Annotated in this window: 18 protein-coding genes and 2 pseudogenes; 10 read left to right on the top strand and 10 right to left on the bottom strand. The window is 73.2% G+C overall.

Going from position 1 to position 24,378, the window contains the following annotated elements; all coding sequences use genetic code 11:
• Window positions 1-677: pseudogene (locus tag E1267_RS44715) on the top strand (hypothetical protein); the annotation flags it as partial.
• 45 nt (window positions 678-722) lie between these two features.
• Here E1267_RS44715 and E1267_RS29945 read toward each other — a convergent pair.
• From E1267_RS29945 to E1267_RS29915, 7 genes are all read right to left on the bottom strand, one after another.
• On the bottom strand, window positions 723-2,588 hold the full coding sequence (locus E1267_RS29945; protein WP_132337316.1) for an NAD-dependent epimerase/dehydratase family protein: 1,866 nt from the start codon (window positions 2,586-2,588) through the stop codon (window positions 723-725).
• Window positions 2,585-3,517 carry a methionyl-tRNA formyltransferase gene (locus E1267_RS29940; protein ID WP_132337315.1) on the bottom strand — a complete coding sequence of 311 codons (933 nt, stop codon included), beginning with the start codon at window positions 3,515-3,517 and terminating at the stop codon, window positions 2,585-2,587. The genes E1267_RS29945 and E1267_RS29940 overlap by 4 nt, the downstream gene beginning before the upstream one ends.
• Window positions 3,514-4,203 (bottom strand): PIG-L deacetylase family protein, encoded by a 690-nt coding sequence (locus E1267_RS29935; protein ID WP_132337313.1) that lies wholly within the window; start codon window positions 4,201-4,203, stop codon window positions 3,514-3,516. Before E1267_RS29935 ends, E1267_RS29940 begins: the two co-directional genes overlap by 4 nt.
• Window positions 4,190-5,194, bottom strand: a complete 1,005-nt coding sequence (locus tag E1267_RS29930; protein WP_132337311.1) for an NAD-dependent epimerase/dehydratase family protein — start codon at window positions 5,192-5,194, stop codon at window positions 4,190-4,192. Before E1267_RS29930 ends, E1267_RS29935 begins: the two co-directional genes overlap by 14 nt.
• 146 nt (window positions 5,195-5,340) lie before the next feature.
• Window positions 5,341-5,700 carry a hypothetical protein gene (locus tag E1267_RS29925; RefSeq protein WP_132337309.1) on the bottom strand — a complete coding sequence of 120 codons (360 nt, stop codon included), beginning with the start codon at window positions 5,698-5,700 and terminating at the stop codon, window positions 5,341-5,343.
• A 9-nt stretch (window positions 5,701-5,709) separates the two neighbouring features.
• A complete protein-coding gene (locus tag E1267_RS29920; protein ID WP_132337307.1) occupies window positions 5,710-6,615 on the bottom strand; it encodes a WXG100-like domain-containing protein in 906 nt (301 codons plus the stop codon).
• Window positions 6,612-6,989, bottom strand: a complete 378-nt coding sequence (locus E1267_RS29915; protein ID WP_132337305.1) for a YbaB/EbfC family nucleoid-associated protein — start codon at window positions 6,987-6,989, stop codon at window positions 6,612-6,614. Before E1267_RS29915 ends, E1267_RS29920 begins: the two co-directional genes overlap by 4 nt.
• 199 nt (window positions 6,990-7,188) lie before the next feature.
• Here E1267_RS29915 and E1267_RS29910 point away from each other — a divergent pair, with 199 nt between their 5' ends.
• Together E1267_RS29910 and E1267_RS29905 are read left to right on the top strand one after the other, a co-directional pair.
• The gene (locus E1267_RS29910) at window positions 7,189-8,343 is read left to right on the top strand and encodes an amidohydrolase family protein (RefSeq protein ID WP_132337304.1); all 1,155 of its coding nucleotides are present in this window, start codon (window positions 7,189-7,191) and stop codon (window positions 8,341-8,343) included.
• A 131-nt stretch (window positions 8,344-8,474) separates the two neighbouring features.
• The gene (locus E1267_RS29905) at window positions 8,475-11,243 is read left to right on the top strand and encodes a glycoside hydrolase family 2 TIM barrel-domain containing protein (protein ID WP_132337302.1); all 2,769 of its coding nucleotides are present in this window, start codon (window positions 8,475-8,477) and stop codon (window positions 11,241-11,243) included.
• 177 nt (window positions 11,244-11,420) lie between these two features.
• Here the strand turns inward: E1267_RS29905 and tuf are convergent, their stop codons facing one another.
• Window positions 11,421-12,584 (bottom strand): elongation factor Tu, encoded by a 1,164-nt coding sequence (gene tuf, locus E1267_RS29900; protein WP_132337300.1) that lies wholly within the window; start codon window positions 12,582-12,584, stop codon window positions 11,421-11,423.
• A 457-nt stretch (window positions 12,585-13,041) separates the two neighbouring features.
• On the opposite strand from tuf, the gene E1267_RS29890 reads away from it, so the two are divergent.
• The 7 genes from E1267_RS29890 (at window position 13,042) to E1267_RS29860 (ending at window position 23,104) form a co-directional block, all read left to right on the top strand.
• Entirely contained in the window at window positions 13,042-14,904 is a 1,863-nt protein-coding gene (locus E1267_RS29890; protein ID WP_132337298.1) for a S9 family peptidase, read from the top strand.
• A complete protein-coding gene (locus tag E1267_RS29885; RefSeq protein WP_246064346.1) occupies window positions 14,868-16,196 on the top strand; it encodes a serine hydrolase domain-containing protein in 1,329 nt (442 codons plus the stop codon). Before E1267_RS29890 ends, E1267_RS29885 begins: the two co-directional genes overlap by 37 nt.
• Window positions 16,197-16,306: 110 nt before the next feature.
• Window positions 16,307-17,905: a PucR family transcriptional regulator gene (locus tag E1267_RS29880; protein ID WP_165959870.1), complete on the top strand. Its 1,599-nt coding sequence runs from the start codon at window positions 16,307-16,309 to the stop codon at window positions 17,903-17,905.
• Window positions 17,906-18,003: 98 nt separating this feature from the next.
• Window positions 18,004-19,590 (top strand): ABC transporter substrate-binding protein, encoded by a 1,587-nt coding sequence (locus E1267_RS29875; protein ID WP_132337294.1) that lies wholly within the window; start codon window positions 18,004-18,006, stop codon window positions 19,588-19,590.
• Window positions 19,591-20,625 carry an ABC transporter permease gene (locus tag E1267_RS29870; RefSeq protein WP_246064344.1) on the top strand — a complete coding sequence of 345 codons (1,035 nt, stop codon included), beginning with the start codon at window positions 19,591-19,593 and terminating at the stop codon, window positions 20,623-20,625. It abuts the gene before it with no gap.
• Window positions 20,625-22,430, top strand: coding sequence for a dipeptide/oligopeptide/nickel ABC transporter permease/ATP-binding protein (locus E1267_RS29865; RefSeq protein ID WP_132337292.1), 1,806 nt, complete (start codon window positions 20,625-20,627; stop codon window positions 22,428-22,430). The genes E1267_RS29870 and E1267_RS29865 overlap by 1 nt, the downstream gene beginning before the upstream one ends.
• Window positions 22,427-23,104 (top strand): ABC transporter ATP-binding protein, encoded by a 678-nt coding sequence (locus tag E1267_RS29860; RefSeq protein WP_132337290.1) that lies wholly within the window; start codon window positions 22,427-22,429, stop codon window positions 23,102-23,104. Before E1267_RS29865 ends, E1267_RS29860 begins: the two co-directional genes overlap by 4 nt.
• Here the strand turns inward: E1267_RS29860 and menC are convergent.
• Together menC and E1267_RS29850 are read right to left on the bottom strand one after the other, a co-directional pair.
• Window positions 23,094-24,194 (bottom strand): o-succinylbenzoate synthase, encoded by a 1,101-nt coding sequence (menC, locus tag E1267_RS29855; RefSeq protein ID WP_132337288.1) that lies wholly within the window; start codon window positions 24,192-24,194, stop codon window positions 23,094-23,096. The two genes, E1267_RS29860 and menC, sit on opposite strands and share 11 nt — an antisense overlap.
• A pseudogene (locus E1267_RS29850) lies at window positions 24,191-24,378 on the bottom strand (GNAT family N-acetyltransferase); the annotation flags it as partial. The gene menC and the pseudogene E1267_RS29850, both read right to left, overlap by 4 nt.

Below are 24,378 nucleotides of genomic sequence, written 5' to 3'. Positions count from 1 at the left end.
GGCCGACTGCGGCGCCGGCGCCTGCCGCCGCAGTCGGCCCGTCCCCGCACGGCGGCAGCGTGCGGGCGCTGGTGTGCTGCGAGGGCCGGCTCTTCGCCGCCTGCGCGGACGGCGCGCTCGCCTACCGGGACGTCTCCGGTCAGAACCTTCCCTGGCGAACGATCGGCGAGACGGACGCGATCGCCCTGGCGGCACCGAGGGAAGCGCACGGTGGCCCGCCCGCCGGCCTCTACGGCGTCGCCGCCGACGGCACGATCCGCTACCGCGCCCCCGTGCCCGGCCCGGCCCTCTGGCAGGACGCCGGCCAGGCCCCTGAGGGCACCACCGGACTGGCCGCCGCCGACGAGGGACTGTTCGCCGTCACCGCCTCGAACGAGCTGTGGCACCTCCCCATCCGGCGGCTCGCCGCGCACGACTGGACCAGGATCGGCCCAGTGGTCAGCCCAGTGGTCAGCCCAGTGGTCGGCCCAGTGGTCGGCCCAGGGGCTCTGGCCGCGATGAACGGCAGGTTGTTCGCCGTCGTGGGCGACCGCATCCTCACCAGGACGGTGGACCGCCGCGACACGCCGTGGGCGGACCTCGGCCCCGCGGCGGGGCACACCGTCCTCGCCGCCGCGTCCGGCGGTCTCATCGGCGCGGGCGCCGACGGCGTCCTGCGCCGGCGCACGGTCGTATGACCCGCGGCCGGGTGGTGGCCGGCGCAGGATGCTCCCGAGGGCCGGTCAGGTGCGGTCGCTCTCGTAGGCAAGCCACTGCGCGAACGTGTGCAGCCCGTAGTCCAGCGTCACCTCCGCCCGCCAGCCGAGCTCCACGCCCGCCCGCTCCACGTTGACCAGCGGTCCGCCGGGGCTCTCGGAGGTCTCCAGGCGCACCGGCCGCACCGCCTTGCACACCGCCTCGGTCAGCTCCCGCATGCGCCACCGCCGTCGTCCCGCGACGTTGTACACCCGTCCGGCGACCCCCTTCTCCAGCGCCGCCAGGACCGCCTGCGCCACGTCCCGCACGTGTACGAGCTGCGCGGGAGGGCCGTCCACGGACCCAGGACGGTTGAGGGAGGAGCGCAGCACCAGGTCCGCCACCGCCCCGCGCTGCGGCATGCCGGGCCCGTAGGGTTCGCCCAGCCGCAGCACGACGGCGCCGGGCGCGGCCGACTCGACCGCGATGAGGGCTCGCGCCAGAGGGGCGGCCGCCGGATCTACGGGCGTCTCCTCGTCCACCCACGTGCGCGCCGGGTAGACATGACACGAGCTCAGCAGCACCCCCCCACGGCCGCCCGCGAAGGCGGCGCGGGCCAGCCGTACCTCCTCCTCGGGGTCCGCGTCCGTGTCCCAGCCGAGCGCGCAGACGTGCACGACGACGCCGGCGTCGCCTCCGGACAGGTGGAAGCCCCGGTCGGCCAGCACGTCCGCCACGTGCTGCCGGACGAACGTCGCCGCACCACTGACGGTCACCTCCTGCCGTGCGGGAACGACGGGCGGAGCGGGGCCGTGGGGCGGCGTGCGAGCGGAGCAGGGCAGGTGCCGGGGTCCGCGCGGGGCCGGCGTACCCGGCGGTCGCGCTCGCAGGCCGGCCTCCAGCCCGGCCCTGGCGACGTCGTGCAGTTCCGGCCACAACCGGGCGAGTTCGCGCGCCCCCAGCTCGTGGCAGAGCCCGCCGGGGCCCAGGGTGGCCAGCGCCTCGTCCACGACCCGCGCGTCCCCGAGCGGCCCGCGGTGGACGACCCCCATCGTGTACGCCGTCAGCCACAGCGGGAAGTGTGGGTCGGCCCCCGCGGGTGCCCGCAGCGCGCCCGCGTCGATCCCCAGGCCCGCGAGGTGGTCGTCGCAGCGCAGGTCCCGCCACCGGCCGGTGCCCGGCACGCGTACCGCGCACTGGGCCACCCCGCGTTTGTAGAACGGGATCACCGGCAGCCGGTCGAGCACCCGGTCCTCACCGGCATCGGCCAACGGGTCGTCGGCGAAGAAGCACGGGGAGCGGCGTACCCCCTGGAAGTCGTTCTCCACGAGGCTGGCCAGGTCCTCGTGCTCGGCCAGGCTCGGCACCGCCACGTACACCGGCACCCCGGCCTGACGCAGGTAGCGGCCCATGAGCACGTCGTCGGGCCAGCTCTCGCCCTTGTCCCTGGCCCACTCCACGTATCCCGCGGCCACCTGCCTGGGCAGCAGCAGCGCCGCCACCGGTGTGTACTCGCCCGCCCCGCGCACCCAGCGCGCCCCTGCCAGCGCGCCCATCCGCACGGCGGCGCCGTTGCGCGAGTTCCAGAACGCGAACAGGGCCAGCGCGGCGCCCGGCATGGCGTGGGCCGCGCGCCCGGCCCGGTCGAGGAAGCCGCCGGACAGCGCCATGTCGTCGTGCAGCAGCACGTGGTGGGTGGCGTGCTCGGGGATGCTCGACCAGGCCAGCAGCGAGGTGCGGAACGCCGAGGGCCGGCCGTCGGGATCGGGGTCGGTGACCACGTCCAGGCCGTCCCCGGCCAGCCGGGCGGCCGCCTCCCTGCGCCGCGGATGCGCCATGACGGCTCCGCTCAGCCGCACGCCCTCCTCCGGATCGGCGCCTCCGCGCGGCGGCGGGCCGGCGGACGGGCTCACGTGCCCAGGCATGCGCCGACCGCGAGCTCGTCCGACTCCAGCAGGCCGAGGGCGTCGCGCCGCTCGCCGCCCTCCCACTGGACCTCGCGCACCACCAGCAGCCCCGACCCGCACGCCACCAGCATCCCGCCGGTGCCGGTCGACCAGACGGGCGCGAGCACCGTGCCCGCGGGATCGGAACCGCCGTGCTCGACGAGGTCGGCGCTGTGCACGTACAGCCGCCGTCCCGCCACGGACGTGAACGCGCCCGGATAGGGGGCCGCCAGAGCGCGCACCCAGTCGTAGAGGTCGGAGGCGGGCCGCGACCAGTCGATCACGCCGTCCTCGGGCCGCCGTTTCTCCCACCACGACCCGCCGGGCTCCTGCGGCCGCGCCACCACCCGGCCGTCCAGCAGCAAGGGGATGTAGGTGGCCAGCAGGTCGACGTTGATCTCGGTGACTCTGCGGTACACCGCGGTGACGTCGTCGCGCCGGCTGATGGTGAACTCCCGTTGCGCGATCAGGTCGCCGGTGTCGGCGCCCTCGTCGAGGAAGAACAGGCTGACGGCGCTCGCGGTGAGCCCCTTGATGATCGTCCACGGCAGCGCGGCCCGTCCCCGCCCCTCGGGCAGCCGGGTGGGGTGCAGGCCGATCGACCCTCGCGGGCAGGCCGACAGCAGCGGCTCGCGTACGAGCTGCGACCATCCCGCGATCACGAACAGATCCATGTTCTTGACCCGCTCGTAGGCCCGCCCGTCGTTGATGTCGTCGGTCTCCAGCAGCGGGATGCCGTGCTTGTCCGACGCCTCACGCAACGGGGCGTACCCCGAGCGGTGGCTGAGCCGCGGCGGGTAGCCGATCAGCAACGACGGCGGCGTGCCCTGCGCGACCAGCACGTCCACGGCGGGGGCGGCGAACTCCATGCCGGTGGCGAACGCGAACGTCTTCACAGGACCTCCCTGAGCACCCCGAACGCCTCGGCGTGGGCGACGCCGATCTCCGCCCCGCGCAGCGTGGCCAGCGCCGTCACCGACTCCTCGCTCCTGATGTGCGGCGAGGGCCGGTGCTGGCTCCTGTAGCCGCGCAGCGCGGCGAGCTTGCGGCTCAGGTGAGGTCCGATGTCGCAGTACGCCGTCGAGCGCGGGATCGGCCCCGAGGCCCACTGGATCTTCGACATCTCGTACATGAAGACGTTGGGCACCAGCCACTTGCCGAACTGCGGCGCGATCGGCCGGGCCGCGGCGAAGGCGGCGTGGAACACGGCGCAGTGGTCCTGGTCGTAGTCGGCGAAGCTGGGCAGCAGCAGCAGGTCGGGCCGGCGTTCGTTGAGCTCCTGCTCGAACAGGTCGACCAGCTCCCTGCGCGGCAGCGTGTCGAGCCGTTCGGTCAGGCCGCGGTCCCCGTACGCGATGTCGTACGTGAAGCCGAGCAGCTCGCGCACGGTCTCGATCTCGTGGAGGCGTTGGCCGTAGGTGGTGGCCTCGTCGAGCCCGTAGTGGCGCATGCCGTCCACGGCCAGGTAGAGGACGTGCACCTGGGCTCCGGCTTCGGCCTGCGCCGCCATCAGGCCGCCGCAGCCCAGAACCTCGTCGTCGGCGTGGGGGGAGATCACCAGGACGCGGTCAAAGCGGCGCATTCACTGCCCTTCGGTCCTCTCTGGCACGGTAGTAGTCGGCGGTGGTGAGGATCAGCTCGTCGAGCGGGATCCGGGGCCGCCAGCCCAGGTCGGTGGCCGTCCTGAGCGCGGGGATCTTGTGGAACGACTCGGCCTCCGCGTAGTGGGGGCCGTGCACGCTCCTGCCGTCCACCCTGACGATGGGGGAGGGGCTGGCGAGCAGGCTCTTGACCCGTTCCGCGAGGTCCATGATGGTGACGGCGTTGCCGGGGTTGCCGACGTTGATGATGACCTCGTCGCCCTGAAGCGCCAGGTCCATGTAGCCGGTGAGGAAGCCCGTCAGGTCGCCGGCCGCGATGAACGCCCTGACCTGGTCCCCGCCCGCGAACACCGTGATGGGCCGCCCGGCCAGCGCCTGCTGCACGAACGTCGGCATCACGAACCCGCCGGCCCGCGACTGCCGCGCCCCCGCCACGTTGAACGGCCGGATGACGATCCCGCGCAGCCCGTGCCTGCGGCTGTTGCTGACCATCGCCTCGGCCAGGGTCTTGGCGACCGCGTACTCGATGCGCGTGTTGTACTGCGTCGGGACGACGATGTCGTCCTTCTCGTCGAGCACGCCGCTGCGGCCGTACACCTCGGCGGAGCTGAACATGCACAGCGGCGCGCCCGCGTTCATGCACGCTTCGATGACCGGCGCGGTGCTGCCGATGATGTCGTGGCCGAGCCGTCCGGCGCGCGAAAGGATGCTGGCCGGGCCCACGTAGGAGGCGGCGTGGATGACCCGGTCCACGCCGGTGAAGTCGCCGCCCGCGGTCAGGTAGTCCTCGATGCGTTCCCTGATGACGGCGCAGCGGGGGTCGGCGTCGTAGTTCTCGCCGTCGATGACCGCGCCGGCGTTCGAGTCGATGATCCGTACGCGGTGGCCGGTCGCGAGGTAGGCGTCCACGAGATGAGAGCCGATGAAACCGAGACCGCCGGTGATGACGACTTCGCCACCTGGTGCTCGCACGGACCCGCCTTTCCCCTTCGAGGAAAACGGTCACACGGGGCTATGCCGCCCCTTTGTCATCTAGGCGGGATTAAAACAGTTTTCGTCCTTCTTGTCACCCATGGCCACAACTTTTCACCGGCGCCGGGATCCGCACGTCCACGCGGCTACAACGTGCCCCAGACGGGCTTGCCGGGGTCGGGAGGAGGAAGCGCCACGAGGATGGCCGCCACGCTCTCCCAGTCGGCCACCGTGACGCTGTCGGCCATCATCCGCAGCCGGGTGGCGACCTCGCGGTGAGCGGAGTGGAACACGCCGAGGCCCTCCATGACCTGGCCGGTGACCGCTTCGTACCCCATGCCGCCGCCCTGGCCCTTGAAGAACGTCACGCCCTCCTTGTCCTCGCCCCAGAAGTTGCCGATGGCGTCGAGTTCGTCCCCCGCCATCGCGGCGTAGCCGGCGAGGTCGCCCGCCTCGATCTCGAACGCCTCCGCCGACAAGTTGATGCGCGGTCGGTCGATCTTCATGTGGTCCTTTCAGCGTGCGGGTTTGTGAGCCATGGCGAAATACAACAGCGTCCGGCCGAGGGTCTCCTTCCAGGTGGGGGCGAGGTCGGTGCCGATCTCCCCGCTCAGGGCGTCGTACGTCGGCCCGTAGCCGAGGGATCCGCCGGCCAGCCGGCTCAGGAAGTACTGGACGTCGGGGTTGGCGGCCACCTTCCTCATCAGGGGCGCGGTGGCGTCGAACACGCCGTAGAAGGCGGCCGACGCGGCGAACTCCTTCAGCGCCAGCGTCGCGTTGTCCTGGAACGATCCGACGTCCTCGCCGCGCAACGCCTTGACCCCCGCCTTCACCGACACGTCGCCGACCGCGAAGATGCCGCTGCCGAGGGAGTACTCCGTCAGCTTGCTCAGCACGATCTTGGCGACGCTGTGCTCCAGCAGCTTCGCCAGCATGCCCGCCTGCGCCCTGCGCATGAGGAACTGCGTGATCTGGTAGGCGGCACCCGCCTGCCAGGGGAAGGTGGCGATGTAGACGAAGCTGGCGAAGTTGGCCAGGGCGAGCGTCTGGTACGCGTGCCGCGCCGTGTCGATGACGTCGGCGAACTCCAGACACGCCTCGGCGTTGTGCCGGCAGCGGCGGGCGAGCCTGGCGGCGTATCCCTCGTACTCGTCCTCCGGATACAGTTCGGCGGTGACGGCGCGCTTGTAGGCGTCCACGCCGTCACCACCGTTGTGCCTCCAGACCGCCTGGGCCGCCGGGAACGTGCGCTTCGGGCTGCCCTCGACGCGTTCGGCGAGCCGGCTCCAGACGGCGGCGGCCTTCCTGGCCTTGTCGGGGTCGCCCTGCGGATATTCGACGGCGAGCATCTCGAAGACGAAGCCGGCCAGGCCGAGGGTCCCGAAACCGAGAATGCTCGCGCGGCCGGGGTTGATCCTCAACGCCTGCGACCTCCATGGCGGCTGTCCGGGCCGGGGCCGTCGTCCAGCGGGGTTCCGGTGATGAACGGGATCACCAGGTCGGCGGCCGCCTGCTCGGCGTCGCGTGCCGCCTCGCCGGCCGCCTCCAGGATCGCCTGCGCCAGCGCGGCGGAGCCGAGGCGCATGGCGCGCGGGTCGATGCTGAGCCCGGTGAGCCCGCCGGTCTGCGTGACCTCGGCGACCACGCGTCCCTGGGCCGCCCGGCCGCGGCCTCTGACGGCGGTGACCTGGTCGTTCAGCCGCTCCAGTGCCGCGACGTCCTCGCGGTAGCCGCTGAGAAGCCTGCCGAGTGCCTGGTCGCCGGCGGTGTCGCGAGGATCCGCCGATGGTGTCATCCCCGTCTCCCTCAATACCCTGTCCTGGTACGTCGCTGGTCATGAAGATCTTCTACTGTATCCACAAACAAAGCCGGACATATAGGGAGGTCCCGGACCTTTTGTGTCGGTCACCCGCCGGACGGCGGCGCGTGAACCCCTGCTCACACGGAGGTTCGCCTATCCTGGTCGCCTACGCTGACCTTGGGAGACATCGCCGATGTCCATGGAGCCCGACCTCGTGCCCAGCGGCCTCGCGCGGGTCATCGACGAGCTGCCGCTGGTCGACCACCACGTGCACGGCGCCACCACCCGCGACCTGCCGCGCCGGGCCTTCGAGGAGATGATCGGCGAGTCCGACCGGCCGGTGCCCGAGTGGATGACCCGCTTCGACTCCCAGCTCGGCCACGCGATCCTGCGCCACTGCGCGCCCGTGCTCGGCCTCGCCCCGCACTGCACACCGGAGGAATACCTGGCCAGGCGGGCCAGGCTCGGCACCGGCGAGGTCAACCGGCTGCTGCTGACAGCCTGCGGCGCCGGGCACCTCCTCGTCGAGACCGGCTACCGCGGTGACGAGCTCCTCGGGCCGGCCGGCATGGCCGAGGCCGGCGGCGCGCCCGCCGACGAGGTGGTGCGGCTGGAGACCGTGGCCGAGCACGTGGCCGCCGCCGGATGCGAGGCGGGCGCGTTCGCCGGCCGGTTCGCGGAGGCACTATGGGAGCGCACCCGCACGGCCCGCGGGCTCAAGACCGTCGTAGCCTACCGGTACGGTCTCGACTTCGACCCCGAGCCGCCCTCGGCGGCGGAGGTCACCGAGGCCGCCGGTCGCTGGCTGGCCGGAGGAGGCGGGCGGCTCGGCGACCCCGTGCTGCTGCGGCACCTTATTTGGGCCGGGCTGGAGCGCGGGCTGCCCCTGCAGTTCCACATCGGCTACGGCGACCCCGACATCGACCTGCGCCGCTCCGACCCGCTGCTGCTGCGCGGCCTCATCGAGCGGGCCGAGCCCACCGGGGTGCCGCTGATGTTGCTGCACTGCTACCCGTACCACCGGCACGCGGGGCTCCTGGCGGAGGCGTACCCGAACGTCTATTTCGACGTGGGGCTCGCCGTCACCCACACGGGGGTGCGCAGCGCGGCGCTGGTGGCCGAGAGCCTGGAGGTGGCGCCGTTCGCGAAGGTGCTCTTCTCCTCCGACGCCTGGGGCCCGGCCGAGCTCCATTTCCTCGGGACCCTGCTGTGGCGGCGGGCGATGGCGCGCGTGCTGGGCGGGTTCGTGGCGGAGGGGGAGTGGTCGGCCGCCCAGGCGGTACGGGTCGCCACGATGACCGGCGTCGACAACGCCCGCCGCGTCTACGACCTGGGCCCCGGCACGTGAGCACGACGCCGCACAGGGACCGCGCAGCCAACCGCACAGAGACCGCACAGGGACCGCACAGGGACCGCACAGAGACCGCCGCAATGAGACGGCAATGACGAAACCGCCGCGAAGCTCTAGGCTCGACGGCGATGGACCTCGAAACCTTCCGCCCCGGTTCCGGCCTGCTCGAACCCCGGGCGGCCCTCCGTTCCGACGCGCCCGCGCTCGACCTCAACGGCACGTGGCGCTTCCGCCTCTCACCCGTGGCCGACGTCCCCGACGACTTCGCCCGGCCTGACTACGACGACGCGGACTGGGACGACCTGCCCGTCCCCTCCCACTGGCCGCTGCACGGCCACGGCGCCCCCGCCTACACCAACGTCTCCTACCCGTTCCCCATCGACCCGCCCCGGGTGCCCGACGAGAACCCGACGGGCGACTACCGCCGCGCGTTCGACCTGCCCGGCGGATGGACGGGCGGGCGGCTGCGGTTCGAGGGCGCCGAGTCCTTCGCCCGGGTCTGGCTCAACGGCCACGAACTGGGCTTCTGGACGGGCAGCCGGCTGCCGGCCGAATTCGACGCCGGGCCCTGGCTCAAGCCGGGCCGCAACGTGCTCGCCGTGCGCGTGCACCAGTGGTCGGCCGCGAGCTACCTCGAGGACCAGGACATGTGGTGGCTGCCGGGCATCTTCCGCGACGTCACGCTCACCCGCTCCACCGCCGACGTCTTCGTGCGCGCCTCCTGGGCCGACGGCCGCGGCACGCTCGTCTTCGACGGCGAGGGCACCCTGAGCGTGCCGGAACTCGGCGTCGCCGGGCTCGAAGCGGGCACCGAGATCACGGTCGAGGCGGAGCCGTGGACCGCCGAGACACCCCGCCTGTACGACGCCGTGCTGACCTGCCCCGGCGAGTCCGTACGCCTGCGCGTCGGCTTCCGCACGATCTCCATCGCGGACGGCGTGCTGCTCGCCAACGGCCGCCCGCTGCTGCTCAAGGGCGTCAACCGGCACGAGTTCCACCCCCGGCACGGCCGCGCGGTCACGTACGAGACGATGCGCGAGGACGTGCTGCTGATGAAGCGGCACAACGTCAACGCCGTCAGGACCAGCCACTACCCGCCGCACCCGGCCTTCCTCGACCTGTGCGACGAACTGGGCCTGTGGGTGATCGACGAGTGCGACCTCGAGACCCACGGCTTCGGCCAGGTCGGCTGGCACGGCAACCCCACCGACGACCCCCGCTACGCCGACGCGCTGCTGGACCGCGTGCGCCGCACGGTCGAACGCGACAAGAACCACCCCAGCGTCATCATGTGGTCACTCGGCAACGAGGCGGGCGTCGGCCGGAACCTGGCCGTCATGTCCGCCTGGACCCGCGAGCGCGACCCGTCCAGGCCGCTGCACTACGAGGGCGATCGTTCCTGCGCGCACACCGACGTCTACTCGCGCATGTACGCCTCCCACGCCGAGGTCGAGGCCATCGGCCGCTACGAGGAGGAAGCGCTCGACGACCCCGCCGAGGATGCGCGGCGGCGGGCGATGCCGTTCCTGCAGTGCGAGTACGCCCACGCCATGGGCAACGGGCCCGGCGGGCTGGCCGAGTACCAGGAGCTGTTCGAACGGTACCCGCGGCTGGCCGGCGGCTTCGTGTGGGAGTGGATCGACCACGGGATCGAGCACCCCGACCACGAGTACGCCTACGGAGGCGACTACGGCGAGCCCGTGCACGACTCCAACTTCGTGATCGACGGGCTCGTGTTCCCCGACCGCACACCGTCCCCCGGGCTGCTTGACCTGAAGAAGGTGTTCGAGCCGGTCAGGTTCGAGTTCGGCGACGGCGTCGTGCGCATCGTCAACGGCCACGGCTTCCGCGACCTGTCCCACCTGGAGTTCGTCGCCTCGGTGCAGGTGGAGGGCGAAACCGTGACCGAGCACTGGCTTGACGTGCCCCCCGGCGGCGGCGAGTGCAAGGTGCCCGACGTGAGCGGCCCCGACGGCGAACGGTGGCTGACCGTGCGCGCCGTGCTCGCCCGCGACGAGCCGTGGGCGGACGCCGGCCACGAGGTCGCGTGGGGTCAGGCGCTGCTCGTACGCCACCCCGCCCGCTTCGAACGGTCGACGGCCGCGCTCGTGAACGGCGGCGCCGAGATCACCGCCGGCGACTCCGCGTTCGACGCCGCCTCCGGGCGGCTCATCCGGCTGTTCGGGATCGACGTCGAGGGCCCGCTGCTCGACCTGTGGCGGCCGCCCACCGACAACGACAGGTACGGCGGGCTCGAAGGCGCCTGGCGCGGGCTCGGCCTGCACCGGCTCACCCACCGGGTGGACGCCGTCGAACAGGGCGACGAGCTGACCGTCCGCACCCGCGTCGCGCCCGCGGCCACCGACCACGGGATCTGGGCGACGTACCGGTGGACGTTCGACGGCGGGCTGCGGCTGCTCCTCGACATCGAGCCCACCGGCGACTGGCGCGACCCGATCCCGCGGCTCGGCGTCACCATGTCGCTGCCCCGCACCTTCGACCGGGTCACGTGGTTCGGGATGGGGCCGGGCGAGGCGTACCCGGACACCGGGATGGCCGCCCGCATGGGCCGCTGGTCGGCCACCATCGACGAACTGCAGACGCCGTACGTGCACCCGCAGGAGAACGGCCACCGGGCCGAGGTGCGGTGGGCCGACTTCGGCGCGTTCAGGGTCACCGGGGATCCGGTGTTCGGGATGACGGCCCGGCCGTGGAGCAACGACGAGCTGACCCGCGCCCTCCACCGGCCCGACCTGGTGGCGGGTGACCGCGTCCACCTGCACCTTGACCTGGCCCACCAGGGCATCGGCACCGCCACCTGCGGCCCTGGGGTGCTGCCCGCGTACGAACTGCGCGCCCGCCGCTCAACCCTCCGCATCCGCTTCGACCATCCCTGACCCGGCTGCTTCCGATCGGCCCGAGCCGGCCGGCCGGGACCCAACCCGGCCCGGCCACCACCGGCCCGAGCGGGCCGGACCGTTGGAACCGGCCAGGCCGCCGGGCCGGTCGAGCCGGGTGGGTCGAACCCGGCCGGCCGGCGAGGTGGCCGGGCCGGCCGGGTTCGGGTGGCAGGGTCAGGGCACGGTGAGGATCGTGCCCGCGCCGACCGTCAGCCCGCCCTCGCGGATCGCGAAGCCGAGCCCGGGCTCCAGCGCGACCGCCTTGCCCAGCTCCACCGACACCTCGACGGTGTCGCCCGGCTGCGCGGGCCCGGCCAGCGTCAGCTCTCCGGGCACGTCGGTCGTGCGGACGTAGAACTGCGGCCGGTACCCGGACACGATCGGCCTGCGCCGGCCGCCCTCCTCGGCGGTGAGGAGGTAGACGCGGGCGGTGAACGACGAGCGGGCCCGCTGGCTGCCCGGCTCGGCCAGCACCATGCCGCGCCGCACCTGCTCGCGACGCACCCCGCGCAGCAGCACGGCGGCGTTGTCGCCGGCCTCGCCCCGCTCCATCGTCTTGCCGAACGTCTCCACGCCCGTGACGACAGCGCCGAACCCGTCGCCGAACCCGACGGCCTCCACCGGGTCGCCGACGCGCACCGCGCCGCGCTCGATGGCGCCGGTGACGACGGTGCCGCGGCCGGTGACCGTCAGTACGTTCTCCACCGGCATGAGGAACGGCGCGTCGACGTAGCGCACCGGCACGGGGATGTGCTCGTCCACCGCCGTGAGCAGCGCGTCGACCGACGCCGTCCAGACGGGGTCGCCCTCCAGCGCCCGCAGTCCGGACACCCGCACCATCGGGACGCCGTGGTAGCCCTGCGCGGTCAGCAGGTCCTGCAGCTCCAGCTCGACCAGGTCGAGCAGCTCAGGGTCGGCGCCGTCGGCCTTGTTGACGGCCACGACGAGGTGCTCGACGCCGACCCGCCTGGCGAGCAGCACGTGCTCGCGGGTCTGCGGCATGATCCCGTCGTGCGCGGACACGACGAGGATCGCGCCGTCGAGCTGAGCCGCCCCCGTGATCATGTTCTTCACGTAGTCGGCGTGCCCCGGCATGTCCACGTGCGCGTAGTGGCGGGTGGCGGTCTCGTACTCGACGTGCGAGATGTTGATCGTGATCCCCCTGGAGGCCTCCTCCGGGGTCCGGTCGATCCGCTCGAACGGCGTGAACGTCGCCTGCCCCCGCGCCGCGAGCACCTTGGTGATCGCCGCGGTCAGCGTGGTCTTGCCGTGGTCGACGTGGCCCATCGTGCCGATGTTGAGGTGCGGCTTGTTGCGCGCGTAGGCCTGCTTGGCCATGATTCCCTTTCCCGAGACTCCTTGACTTCGTGACCCGTCAGGGCCGGTCGACCTCCCCCCGCCGGGTCACTTCAGGACGAACGGGAAGAGGTCAGCGCTCCAGGCCGTCGCAGGCACGCTCGAACGCGCCCGCCGGCAGGGCGGGCGTCGCCAGGTGAGCGCGCGGGAACATGAGGAACATGGTGCGGGCGTCAGCACGGGGACGCAACGGGTTATTCCCGCGGGCCCCGCGGGCCCCCGCGAGGCGTCGCGTCAGCGGGGCCTGAGCCGGCGGGCCAGGTCGAGCCAGCAGGTGACGTCGGAGGCGGAGTGGTGCCGGATGGCCCAGTCCACCAGCCGCAGGGCCATGTGCGCCCAGCAGACCGGCGTCAATGTGTTGGACCGCGGCACAACGGAACGGGCGCCGTTCGTCGGATAGTCCGAAGAAGGGGGAAGGAGGCTGCTCTACGGTTCTGATATGCCGCGTCTCACCCTGGATGATCTCTACCGCTTCGCCGTGCCCTCCGATCCCTGCCTGCGACCCGACGGCGGCGCGGTGGCGTACACGCTGACCACCGTCGACCGGGACGCCGACGAGAACCGCACGGAGGTCTGGCTCGCCGCTCCGGGCGCCGCGCCGCGCAGGCTGGCCGGCGGGAGCGCGGCCCGGTGGTCGCCGGACGGGCGGACGCTGGCGTTCCTGCGGCCCGTGGACGGCAGGCCGCAGATCCACCTGCTCCCCATGGACGGCGGCGAGCCGGTCCCGATCACCTCGGCGGCGCTGGGCGCGGGAGCGCCGCGGTGGTCCCCCGACGGGACCCGCATCGCGTTCAGCGCGCCGGTGGGGCCCGGCGGGCGGGCCCCCGACGCGGACGCGCCCGTGGTGATCGACCGCCTGGAGTACAAGGCGGACGGCACGGGGCTGCTGCGCGGGATGAGCGCCCACCTGTTCGTGGTGGACGTGGCGAGCGGGGAGACGACCCAGGTCACCGAGGGCGGCTTCTTCGCGGGGGAGCCGTCGTGGAGCCCTGACGGGACGCGGCTGGCGTTCGTCGCGGACAGGGAGGACGAGCGCGACCTGGAGATGGGCGGGGCCGTCCACACCGTGGCGCCGGGCCGGCAGCCGCGGCGGCTGACCGGTCCCGGCCTCATCTGCACCGGCGTGTGGTGGCAGGGCGAGCGGCTGGTCGTCACCGCCACGAAGGGCGGCCCGGCCGGGCACGTACGGCTGTTCACGCTCACACCCGGCGGTGTGCCCGAGGAGGTCGAGACGGGGCTGGACCGCAACGTCATGACCGGCGCCCCCGGCTACCCCGGCGCCGCGCCCGCGCTGCTCGCCGGTGACGACCTGATGTTCTGCGTCCGCGACCGCGGCTGCACCCACCTGTACCGGGCGCGGGGCGAGCGGCTGGTACCCGAGGGGACGAGCGTGTCTGGGGCGAGCGCGGCGGCCGGGCGGATCGCGTACGTGGCCGCGACCCCCCACAGCGCCGGCGACGTCTACCTGGGCCGGCCGGGCGAGACCCCGGAGCGGCTCACCGACCACGCGCTCGACGGCGTCGAGCTGTTCACGCCCGCCCGCCGCACGTTCACCGCTCCCGACGGCACCCAGGTCGAAGGCTTCGTGCTGCGGGACGAGAACGCCGCCACCCCCGGCCCGCTCCTGCTCGACGTGCACGGCGGCCCGCACAACGCCTGGGCCCCCGTGCTCGACGGCTTCCACCTCTACCACCAGGTCCTGGCGGCGAGGGGCTGGACGGTGCTCGCGCTCAACCCGCGGGCCAGCGACGGCTACGGCGAGGACTTCTACACCGCGGCCGTCGGCGCGTGGGGGCTGGCCGACGCGCAGGACTTCCTCGCCGCCGTCGACACGCTGGTCGAGGAGAACGTCGCGGACCCCGGCCGGCTGGCCGTCACCGGGTACAGCTACGGCGGCTACATGACGTGCTGGCTGACGGGACACACCGGCCGCTTCAAGGCCGCGATCCCCGGCGGATGCGTGAGCGACCTGAGCAGCATGGCGGGCACCTCGGACCTGGGGCAGCTGATGAAGGTGCACGAATGGGGCGGCGACCTCGCGGCGCAGTCGCCGATCACGTACGTGTCCGAGGTCACCACCCCCACGCTCCTCCTGCACGGCGAGGGCGACGACCGCTGCCCGGTCGGCCAGTCCGAGCAGTGGTTCGCCGCGCTGCGCGAACGGCGGGTGCCGGTCCGGCTGGTGCGCTACCCCGGCGCCAGCCACCTGTTCATCCTGAACGGCCGGCCCTCACACCGGCACGACTACAACGAAAGGATCATCGCGTGGCTGGAGCAATGGGTCAGCGGCTCGCCGAGCTGATCGACCGGTACGAGGTGCCCGGCGCGGCGCTGGCGTACCTGCACGAGGGGGAGCCGCACGAGTTCGCGGCCGGCACGCTCAACACCGCCACCGGGGTGGAGGCCACCCCGGACGCGCTCTACCAGATCGGCTCGGTCACCAAGGTGTGGACCGCGACCCTGCTCATGCGGCTGATCGAGCGCGGCCGCCTGACGCTGGACACCACGGTGGCGGAGGTGCTGCCGGAGTTCAGGGTCGCCGACGCCGAGGTCACCAAGACCGTCACCATCAGGCACCTGCTCTCCCACACCAGCGGCATCAACGGCGACCTCTTCCTCGACACCGGCCGCGGCGACGACTGCGTGGAGAGGTACGTCGAGGCGTGCGCCGAACTGACCCAGAACCACCCGCTCGGCGTCACCCAGTCCTACTGCAACTCCGGGTTCGTCATCGCGGGCCGGGTCGTCGAGCGCCTGACCGGCGAACGCTGGGACGACGCGCTGAGGAAGGAGATCGTCGAACCGCTCGGCCTCACCCACACCTGGACCCTGCCCGAGGACGTGCTGCGCTTCCGCGCCGCGATGGGCCACGTGGACGGCGGCGCGCCGGCCCCGATGTGGGGGCTCATGCGCTCGGCCGGCCCGGCGGGGCTCATCTGCGCCCGCCCCGCCGACGTGGTCGCCTTCGCCCGCGCCCACCTGCGCACCACCGGGGAGGGCGGCCTGCTCGACGACCCGCAGGCCATGTGGGAGCCGCAGATCGACATCCCCAACCCGCACACCCTGGGCAAGCAGTGGGGCATCGGCTGGATCCTGGACGAGTGGGACGGGCAGCGCGTCATCTCCCACGGTGGCAACACCATCGGCCAGCACGCCATGCTCTGGGCCGTCCCCGGCACCGGCACGATCGTGTGCGTCACCGCCAACGGCGGCCACTCCGGCGCCTTCACGCGCGCCGTGGCCACGGAGCTGTTCGCCGAGCTCGACGGCCTTACCGTGCCTCCGCAGCCGGAGCCGCTCGACCAGGCCGCGGACGTGGACGCCTCCCGCCACACCGGCATCTACGAGCGGGTTGGCGCGCGCATCACGGTGTCGCAGCGCGACGGGCGGCCCTGGCTGCGTTACGAGGCCACGGGCGCGCTGGCCGCCCTGCAGCAGGAGCCGGAGGAGTGCGAGCTGCGGCCCGTGGACGACGTCACGTTCGTGTGCCGGATGAACGGCTCGCCCGACTGGGCGTCCGTCGTGTTCTACGAGCTGCCCGACGGCTCCCCGTACGTGCACATGGGCGCCCGCGCCACCCCGAGGACCGGCTGAGGAGGCGGCATGGACCTGCGGGCGGGGCCGCATGCCTGCATGACGGCCGGGCGGTGCCGCGTGCCTGACGTGCCCGGGTGATGTCCCTCCTCGTGGATTATCGTGATCCGATGAGGAATCGTCCGCGTGCCAGTCTCGGGCGCATCCTCCACGACCTCGGCACCACGGTGCTCGACGTCGCCGCGTCACCCGGCGATCTCGACACCGAGGTCACCGGCGTGCACGTCTACGATCCGCTCGACGAGCTGATCGTGCCGCCCGGCGGCATCGTGCTGGCCGTCGGCGTCCAGGGCGCGGACGACATCTGCGCCCTGATCGAGCGGGCGGAACAGGCCGCGGGCGTCGTCGTCAAGCTGCCCGTCGACGTCGACGAGCGGGTGCGGGCCGTGGTGCTGGAGACCGGCGTGGCCGTGCTCGGGCTCACCCGGGCGGCCTCCTGGTCTCAGGTCGCCGCGCTGCTGCGCTCGCTGCTGGCCGAGGGCGACCTGGCCGAGCCGGGGGAGGGGCCGCCCGACGACCTGTTCTCCCTGGCCAACGCCGTGTGCGCGCTGCTGGACGCGCCTGTCACCATCGAGGACAGATCGTCGCGGGTGCTCGCCTACTCCGGTCGCCAGGACGAGGCCGACCAAGGGCGCGTCGAGACGGTGCTCGGCCGCCAGGTCCCCGAGCGCTACCTGCGCATGCTCGACGAGCGCGGCTTCTTCAAGCAGCTCTACCAGAGCCGCGAGCCCGTCTACATGGAGCTGGACGACGCGAACGTCATCAACCGGGTCGCGGTCGCCGTCCGCACCGGCGACGAGATCCTCGGCTCCATCTGGGTGGCCGTGCGCGAGCCGCTCAGCGAGCAGCGCCAGCGGGCGCTCGCCGACGCCGCCAAGATCGTGGCGCTGCGGCTGCTGCGCGAGCGGGCCGGGGCCGACACCCGGCGGCGGCTCCGCGCCGACCTGCTGTCCACCGTGCTGGCCGGCGGCACCGACGCCGCCGAGGCGGCCGAGCGGCTCGGCGTCGCCACCACCCGCCTGTGCGTGCTCGCCGCCCAGCTGTCCGGCGACTCCGCCGCCGACCCCGCCCGCGGCGAGAGCGACAGGCAGCGCTTCTGCGACGCGCTCGCGCTGCACGTCGGTGCCATCCATCCCAAGGCCGCCGCCGCGCTCGTCGGCTCCGTCGCCTACGCCGTGCTGCCGCTGCAGTCGGGCGGGCAGCAGAGCCAAGGGGAGGAGGCGCGGGCCGTGCGCGTGGCCGAGAGCTTCCTGGCCAGGGTCGGGCCCCGGCACGCCGCCAACATCGGCGTGGGCCGCCTGGCGCTCCACCTGTCGCACGTCGCCAGGTCACGCGCGGACGCCGACCGGGCCCTGCGCGTGCTGCGCTCCCGCGGCACCACCGGCCAGGTCGCCGGGTACGCCTCCGTGCATTTCGAGTCGCTGCTGCTCCAGGTCGCCGACGTGGCCGCCGCGGAGGAGCAGGCGCCCACCGGCCCCTACCAGCGGCTGCTCGAACACGACGCGGAGCACGGCACCGAGCTGACCGCCACGCTGCGGGCGTACCTGGACGCGTTCGGCGACGTCAACGCCGCCTGCGCCCGCGTGCACGTGCACGCCAACACCTTCCGCTACCGGCTCAAGCGGCTTGTCGAGATCAGCGGCCTCGACCTGTCGGACCCCGACGCCCGGCTCACGGTCATGTTGCAGATGCGGATCTTCGGGCGCTAGCACGAGGCCGCCCGGCTTTTTCGTCACCGGGCACGAAGCACCAGGCCCGGAGAGGGGCAAAGGTGGTGCACACCCCCCACGCTCGACGGGAGTCCCCCATGAGAACACCGGCAGCTGCGGCTCTCACCTCGCTCGCCCTGCTCGCGGCCGCCTGCGGAGGCGGCGGTGGCGACGGTGGCGACGGAGGCGGGGCGCCGGCCACGGGCGGCACGTTCACCTACGCGCTCTCGGCCGACCCCGGCGGCCTCGATCCCGCCATGGGCGTGCTCTCGATCACGAACACCACGCTCTCGCTCGCGTACGACACGCTCGTCACCGCCTCGGACGACGGCAAACTCGTGTCCAGGCTGGCCGAGAAGTGGGAGGTGAAGCCGGACAGCGCCACGTTCACCCTGCGTAAGGGCGTCACCTGCTCCGACGGCTCCCCGCTGACCGCCTCCGACGTCGCCGGCAGCGTCAACCACATCACCGACCCCGACACCAAGTCGCCCATCTACGGCGTGCTGGTGCCCATCGGGATGAAGGCCACCGCCGACGACGCCGCGGGTACGGTGACGCTGTCCATGCCGGAGCCGTTCAGCTTCATCGTGGAGAGCGCCAGGTCGCTGTTCATCGTGTGCGGCAAGGGCGTCGAGGACCGTTCGCTGCTGACCCGAGGCACCTCGGGCACCGGGCCGTACCAGCTGACCGAGGCGGTGCCCAGCGACCGCTACACGTTCAAGGTCCGCAGGGAGTACGCCTGGGGGCCGGCCGGCGCGACCGCCGCCGAGCTGCCGGAGACCGTCGTGCTCAAGGTCATCCCCAACGAGCAGACCGCCGCCAACCTGCTCATCTCCGGCACTGTCAACGGCGCGACGGTCTACGGCCCCGACCGCGCCCGTCTGGAGGCCACGCCCGGTGTGGTCAAGAACGTCGTCCCCTTCACCAACGGCCAGTTCTTCTACCACCAGGGCGACGACAGGCCCGCGCACGACCCGGAGGTGCGCAAGGCGCTCACCCAGGCCGTCAACCTCAAGGAGCTGGCGGGCATCGCCTCCAGCGGCACCGGCAGGCCGGCCACCGGGCTCGTCATGGAGCCGCGCCCCTGCAGGGGCGACTCGGTCACCGGGCACGTGCCCGCCCACGACCCGGCGGGCGCCGCGGCCGCCCTGGACGCGGCCGGCTGGAAGGCGGGGCCCGACGGGGTGCGGGTCAAGGACGGCAAGCGTCTGACGCTGCGGCTGATGTACGCCACCACGCGCGGCGCCGGGGTGCAGGCCGCGGCCGAGTACCTGGGCCAGGCCTGGCGCAAGGCGGGGGCCGAGGTGAAGCTGAACGGCATCATCGACGCCAAGCTGTCGGAGTCCCTCAACGCCACCCAGGACTGGGACGTCGTCTGGTTGCCCATCGGCGTGAGCCTGCCCTCCCAGCTCATCGGCTTCCTGTCCGGCCCGTCCGCGCCCAAGGGGGCCAACTTCGCCCACCTGGACAACAAGCGCTACGAGTCGCTCGTCGCCGAGGCGGGGCTGCTGCCGTCGGCCGAGGGCTGCGGCCAGTGGCTGGAGGCGGAGTCGGCCCTGTTCGAGGCCGCCGACCTGGTGCCGGTGGTGGAGAACACGGTGCTGCACGCGGCCAAGGGGGCGACGTACGACATGCAGGCGGGAGAGTTCGTGCCCACCTCGATCAGGCTCACCCAGGGAGGCTGAGTGCCCGACAGCAGCGGCCTCGACACGCCCATGACGGCCACAGGAACGCGGCCCGGTCCCGCATCCGGGGCGGGCCGGCGGGCGCCGCGCCGCAGGACGCGGGTCGTCGTGCGGCGGGCGGTGCGGTTCGCCGTGTCGCTGGCCGTGCTGCTCGCCGCGTCCTTCGCGATGATCCACCTCATTCCCGGCGACCCGGTGCGCACGTCGCTCGGGCCGGCCGCGCCGGTGGAGCTGGTGGAGGCGCGCAGGGCGGCGCTCGGCCTGGACCGCCCGTTACCGGAGCAGTTCGTGACGTACGCGACCAACGTACTGTCCGGAAATTTCGGGACTTCGTTCATCACCAGCGAGCCCGTCGGCGACGTCATCACCGCCCGCCTCCCCAACACCCTCGCCCTGGCCCTGCTCGCCACCCTCCTCGCCCTGCTGGCGGGCGTCCCCCTCGGCATGTGGGCGGCCGTACGCACCCAGAACGGCCGCAACCGCGGCTCCGAGCTGACCTTCGGCTCCGTCACCGGCACCGCCGTGGCCGTCCCCGAGTTCCTGTACGCGATCGGCCTGGTGTCCGCCTTCGCCGTCGGCCTCGGCTGGTTCCCGCCCGCGGGCAAGGCCGGTCCGATCACGTACGTGCTGCCCGTCCTCGCCCTCGCGGCCGGCCCCGTCGCCATGATCGCCCGCATCGCCCGCGTGGAGACCCTGCGCGAGCTGGGCAAGGACTACGTGCGCCTGGCGAGGGCCAAACGCCTGCCCGCGCGCCGGCTGCACCTGCGGCACGTGCTGCCCAACACGCTCACCGCCACCCTGACGGTGAGCGGGCTGCTGCTGACCTCGCTCATCGCCGGCAGCGTGCTCGTCGAGTACGTCTTCGCCTGGCCGGGCCTCGGGCTGAAGATCGTCGAGTCGATCACGCAGAAGGACTTCCCGGTCGCCCAGGGCGTGATTCTCGTCTACGGCGCGATCGTGCTGGTCGTGAACCTGGCCGTCGACCTTCTGCTCGGCGCCCTCGACCCCACCTCTGCGATCAGGGAGCAGTCCTGATGTCCCTCCGCTGGAGCGGCCCCGCCGTGGCCGGTGCCGTGATCGTCGCGCTCATGGCGGCGCTCGCCGTCGCCGGGCCGATCGTCTGGGGCGAGGCGGCCGAGCGCATCGACGCCGGCGCCATCCTCCAGGGCGCCTCCGCCGAGCACCCGCTCGGCACCGACAACCTGGGCCGCGACCTGCTGGCCAGGGTGCTGGTGGCGGGCCGGTTCTCGCTGGCGCTCGCGCTGGCCGCCACGCTCATCGGCGCCGCCGCCGGCATCGTGCTCGGCACACTTCCGTCGGTGCTGCCCAAGCGGGGCGCCCGGCTCGCCACCGGCACGGTCAACGCGCTGGTGGCCTTCCCCGGGCTGCTGCTGGCCATGTTCACCGCGGTCGTCACCGGACTCGGCGCGCGCGGCGCGGTGCTCGGCATCGGCGCGGCCATCGCGCCCGGCTTCGCCCGGCTCACCCAGACGCTGGCCGCCTCGGTCGCCGGCGCCGACTACGTCTCGGCCGCCCGCATGCTCGGCGTGCCCCGCCGGCGCATCCTGTCCCGGCACGTGCTGCCCAACATCGCCGAACCGCTCATCCTCAACCTCACCCAGGCGCTCGGCGGCGCCCTGCTCGGCCTGGCCGGCATGTCGTTCCTGGGGCTCGGCGTGCAGCCGCCGTCGTTCGACTGGGGCCGGCTGCTGTTCGACGGGTTCTCCCGCATCTACGTGACGCCCGAGGTGGCGCTCGGACCCGCAGCCGCCGTCGCGCTCGCCGGCATCGGCTTCAACCTGCTGGGCGACGCCCTGGCCAGAGCCGCCGCGCGCACGACCGTACGCAAGATGGACGAGCCGCCGGCGCCGCCGCCCGAGCCCGGCGAGCCGGACCCCGGCGCCGTGCTGGACGTGCGGGACCTGACCGTCACGTTCCCCGGCGGCTCCACCCCCGTACGGGGCCTGTCGCTGGCCGTCGCCCCCGGCGAGGTCGTCGGGCTCGTGGGCGAGTCCGGCAGCGGCAAGAGCCTGACCGCTGCCGCCGTCGGCGGGCTCGTCCCCTACCCGGGGAAGGTCACGTACGGGCGGCTGCACCTGGGCGGCAGGGACGTCGCCGAGCTGTCGGACAAGGAGCTCGGCACCGCGCTCGCCATGGTCTTCCAGGACCCGCTCGCAGCGCTCAATCCCGCGCTCAAGATCGGCGGCCAGCTCGCCGAGGTCGCCGTCGTGCACGAGGGCGCCACCCGGGCCGCGGCCCGCCGCCGCGCCGTCGACCGGCTCGGCCAGGTGCACCTGCCCGAGCCCGAGCGGCGGGCCGCCCAGCACCCCCACGAGCTGTCCGGCGGCATGCGGCAGCGCGCCGTGATCGCCATGGGCCTGATGGGCACACCCCGCCTGATCGTCGCCGACGAGCCCACGACCGCGCTCGACGTGACCGTGCAGCGGCAGATCCTGCGCCTGCTGCGCGAGGTCGTGGCCGAGACCGGCGCGGCCACGCTGTTCATCTCGCACGACATCGCCGTCGTCGGCGAGCTGTGCGACCGCGTCGTCGTCATGTACGCCGGCCGCGTCGTCGAGGAACTGCCCGCCGACCGGCTCGCCGACGGCGCCGCGCACCCCTACAGCAGGGCGCTGATCGCCTCCCTGCCCGACCTGGACACCGACAGGACCAGGCCGCTGGCCGGTATCCCCGGCACCCAGCCCGCGCCCGACCAGGTCGGACCCGGCTGCGCCTTCGCCCCCCGCTGCTCCCTGGCCACCGAGCGGTGCGTCACGCAGCGCCCGGAACTCGTCGCGCACGGCCCCCTGCAGCGGGTCGCCTGCTGGGAGGTGTCATGATCATCCAGAACCTGACCGTGCGGTTCGGCGACTTCACCGCCGTCGACGACGTCACGCTGGAGATCCCCGACGGCCGCGTCGTCGGGCTCGTCGGCGAGTCGGGGTCCGGCAAGTCGTCGCTGGCCAGGGCCGTGTGCGGGCTCGTCCCGTACACGGGGAGCATCGAGGGCGTCCGCCGGGTCCAGATGGTGTTCCAGGACCCGTACGCGTCGCTCAACCCCCGCATGACCGTCGGCGACACGGTCGCGGAGGGCATCAGGGGCCGCGACCGCGACAGCGAGGTGAAGCGGCTGCTCGATCTCGTGCGGCTCCCCGCGGAGGTGGCCGGCCGCTACCCGCGCGAGCTGTCCGGCGGCCAGCGGCAGCGCGTCGCCATCGCCCGCGCCCTCGGCGGCGACCCCGGCCTGCTCGTCGCCGACGAGATCACCAGCGCGCTCGACGTGTCGGTGCAGGGCGCCGTGCTCAACCTCGTCCGCGGGCTCCGCGACGAGCTGGGCCTGCCGATGTTGTTCATCTCGCACAACCTGGCCGTGGTCAGGTACGTCGCCGACGTGGTCGCCGTCATGCACCAGGGCCGGCTGGTCGAGGTGGGCCCCGCCGAGCAGGTCGTCGGCGAGCCCGCGCACGACTACACGCGCGCCCTGCTGGCCGCGGTGCCCCGGCTCAGAGGGTGATCCACTCCGTGGCCGTGGTGACCTCGTCGAGCACGGCCGGGATCGGCTCAACGCCGAGGCCCGGCCCGGACGGCACGTCGAGATGCCCGTCCGCCAGCTCGAAGGGTTCGGTGATGTCGGTCGCGTAGTAGCGGCGCGACCCCGAGGTGTCGCCCGGCAGGGTGAACCCGGGCAGCGCCGCCAGCGCCACGTTCGCCGCCCGGCCCAGCCCGGTCTCCAGCATGCCGCCGCACCACACCGCGACCCCGTGGGCCCGGCACAGGTCGTGGATGCGCCGCGCCTCCAGGTAGCCGCCGATCCGGCCCGGCTTGACGTTGATGATCGAGCAGGAGCCGAGCGCGATCGCCGCCGCGGCGTGCTCGGCCGACTCGATCGACTCGTCCAGGCAGACCGGCGTCGTCAGCTGCGGGGCCAGCTTGGCGTGCTGCACGAGGTCGTCGTTGGCCAGCGGCTGCTCGATCAGCAGCAGGCCGAACGCGTCGAGCCGGGCCAGGTGACGGGCGTCGGTCAGCGAGTAGGCGGCGTTCGCGTCGACCTGGAGCAGCACGTCGTCGCCGAACCGTTCGCGCACGGCCCTGACCGGCTCGACGTCCCAGCCGGGCTGGATCTTCAGCTTGATGCGGACATATCCCTCGTCCAGGTAGCCCGCCACCGCGTCGAGGAGCTGCGGGACCGAGTCCATGATGCCGACCGACACCCCGCACGGCACCCGGCCGCGCGACGCGCCGAGGAACCGGCCGAACGACTCGCCCGCCGCCCTCAGCTGCGCGTCCAGCACCGCCGTCTCCACCGCGGCCTTGGCCATGCGGTGGCCCTTGACGGGCTCCAGCGCGCGGGCCACGCCCTGCGCGTCGACGTTCGGCGGCAACGCGGGCAGCAGGAAACGGCGGATCACCTCGGCGGCGCCGTCGACGTACTCGGAGGAATAGAGCGGCTCGGACATCGCCACGCACTCGCCCCAGCCCTCGGCGTCCGGCGTCACGACCCTGACGAGCAGGACGTCACGGGACGTCTCCGTGCCGAACGAGGTGCGGAACGGCGCCACCAGCGGCATCGCGATCCGGCGTAGCTCAACTCCAGTGATCTTCATTCTTGCTCCACCACGTAGTAGGACTTACCGCAGAACCCCGTGACCGCGCGGCCCTCCGCCATCAGGCCACCCAGCACCTCGCGCACGGCGAGCCGCCACGCCTTGGCCGTTCCCGGGTCGCTGCCGCGCAACCCCTCGATGTCGGCGGGGACGGCGACCAGCACCGTGCCCGCCCCCACCGGCC

The sequence above is a fragment of the Nonomuraea longispora genome, from assembly GCF_004348345.1.
GTDB classification, from domain to species: domain Bacteria; phylum Actinomycetota; class Actinomycetes; order Streptosporangiales; family Streptosporangiaceae; genus Nonomuraea; species Nonomuraea longispora.
This window is presented reverse-complemented; position numbering and strand designations above follow the sequence as displayed.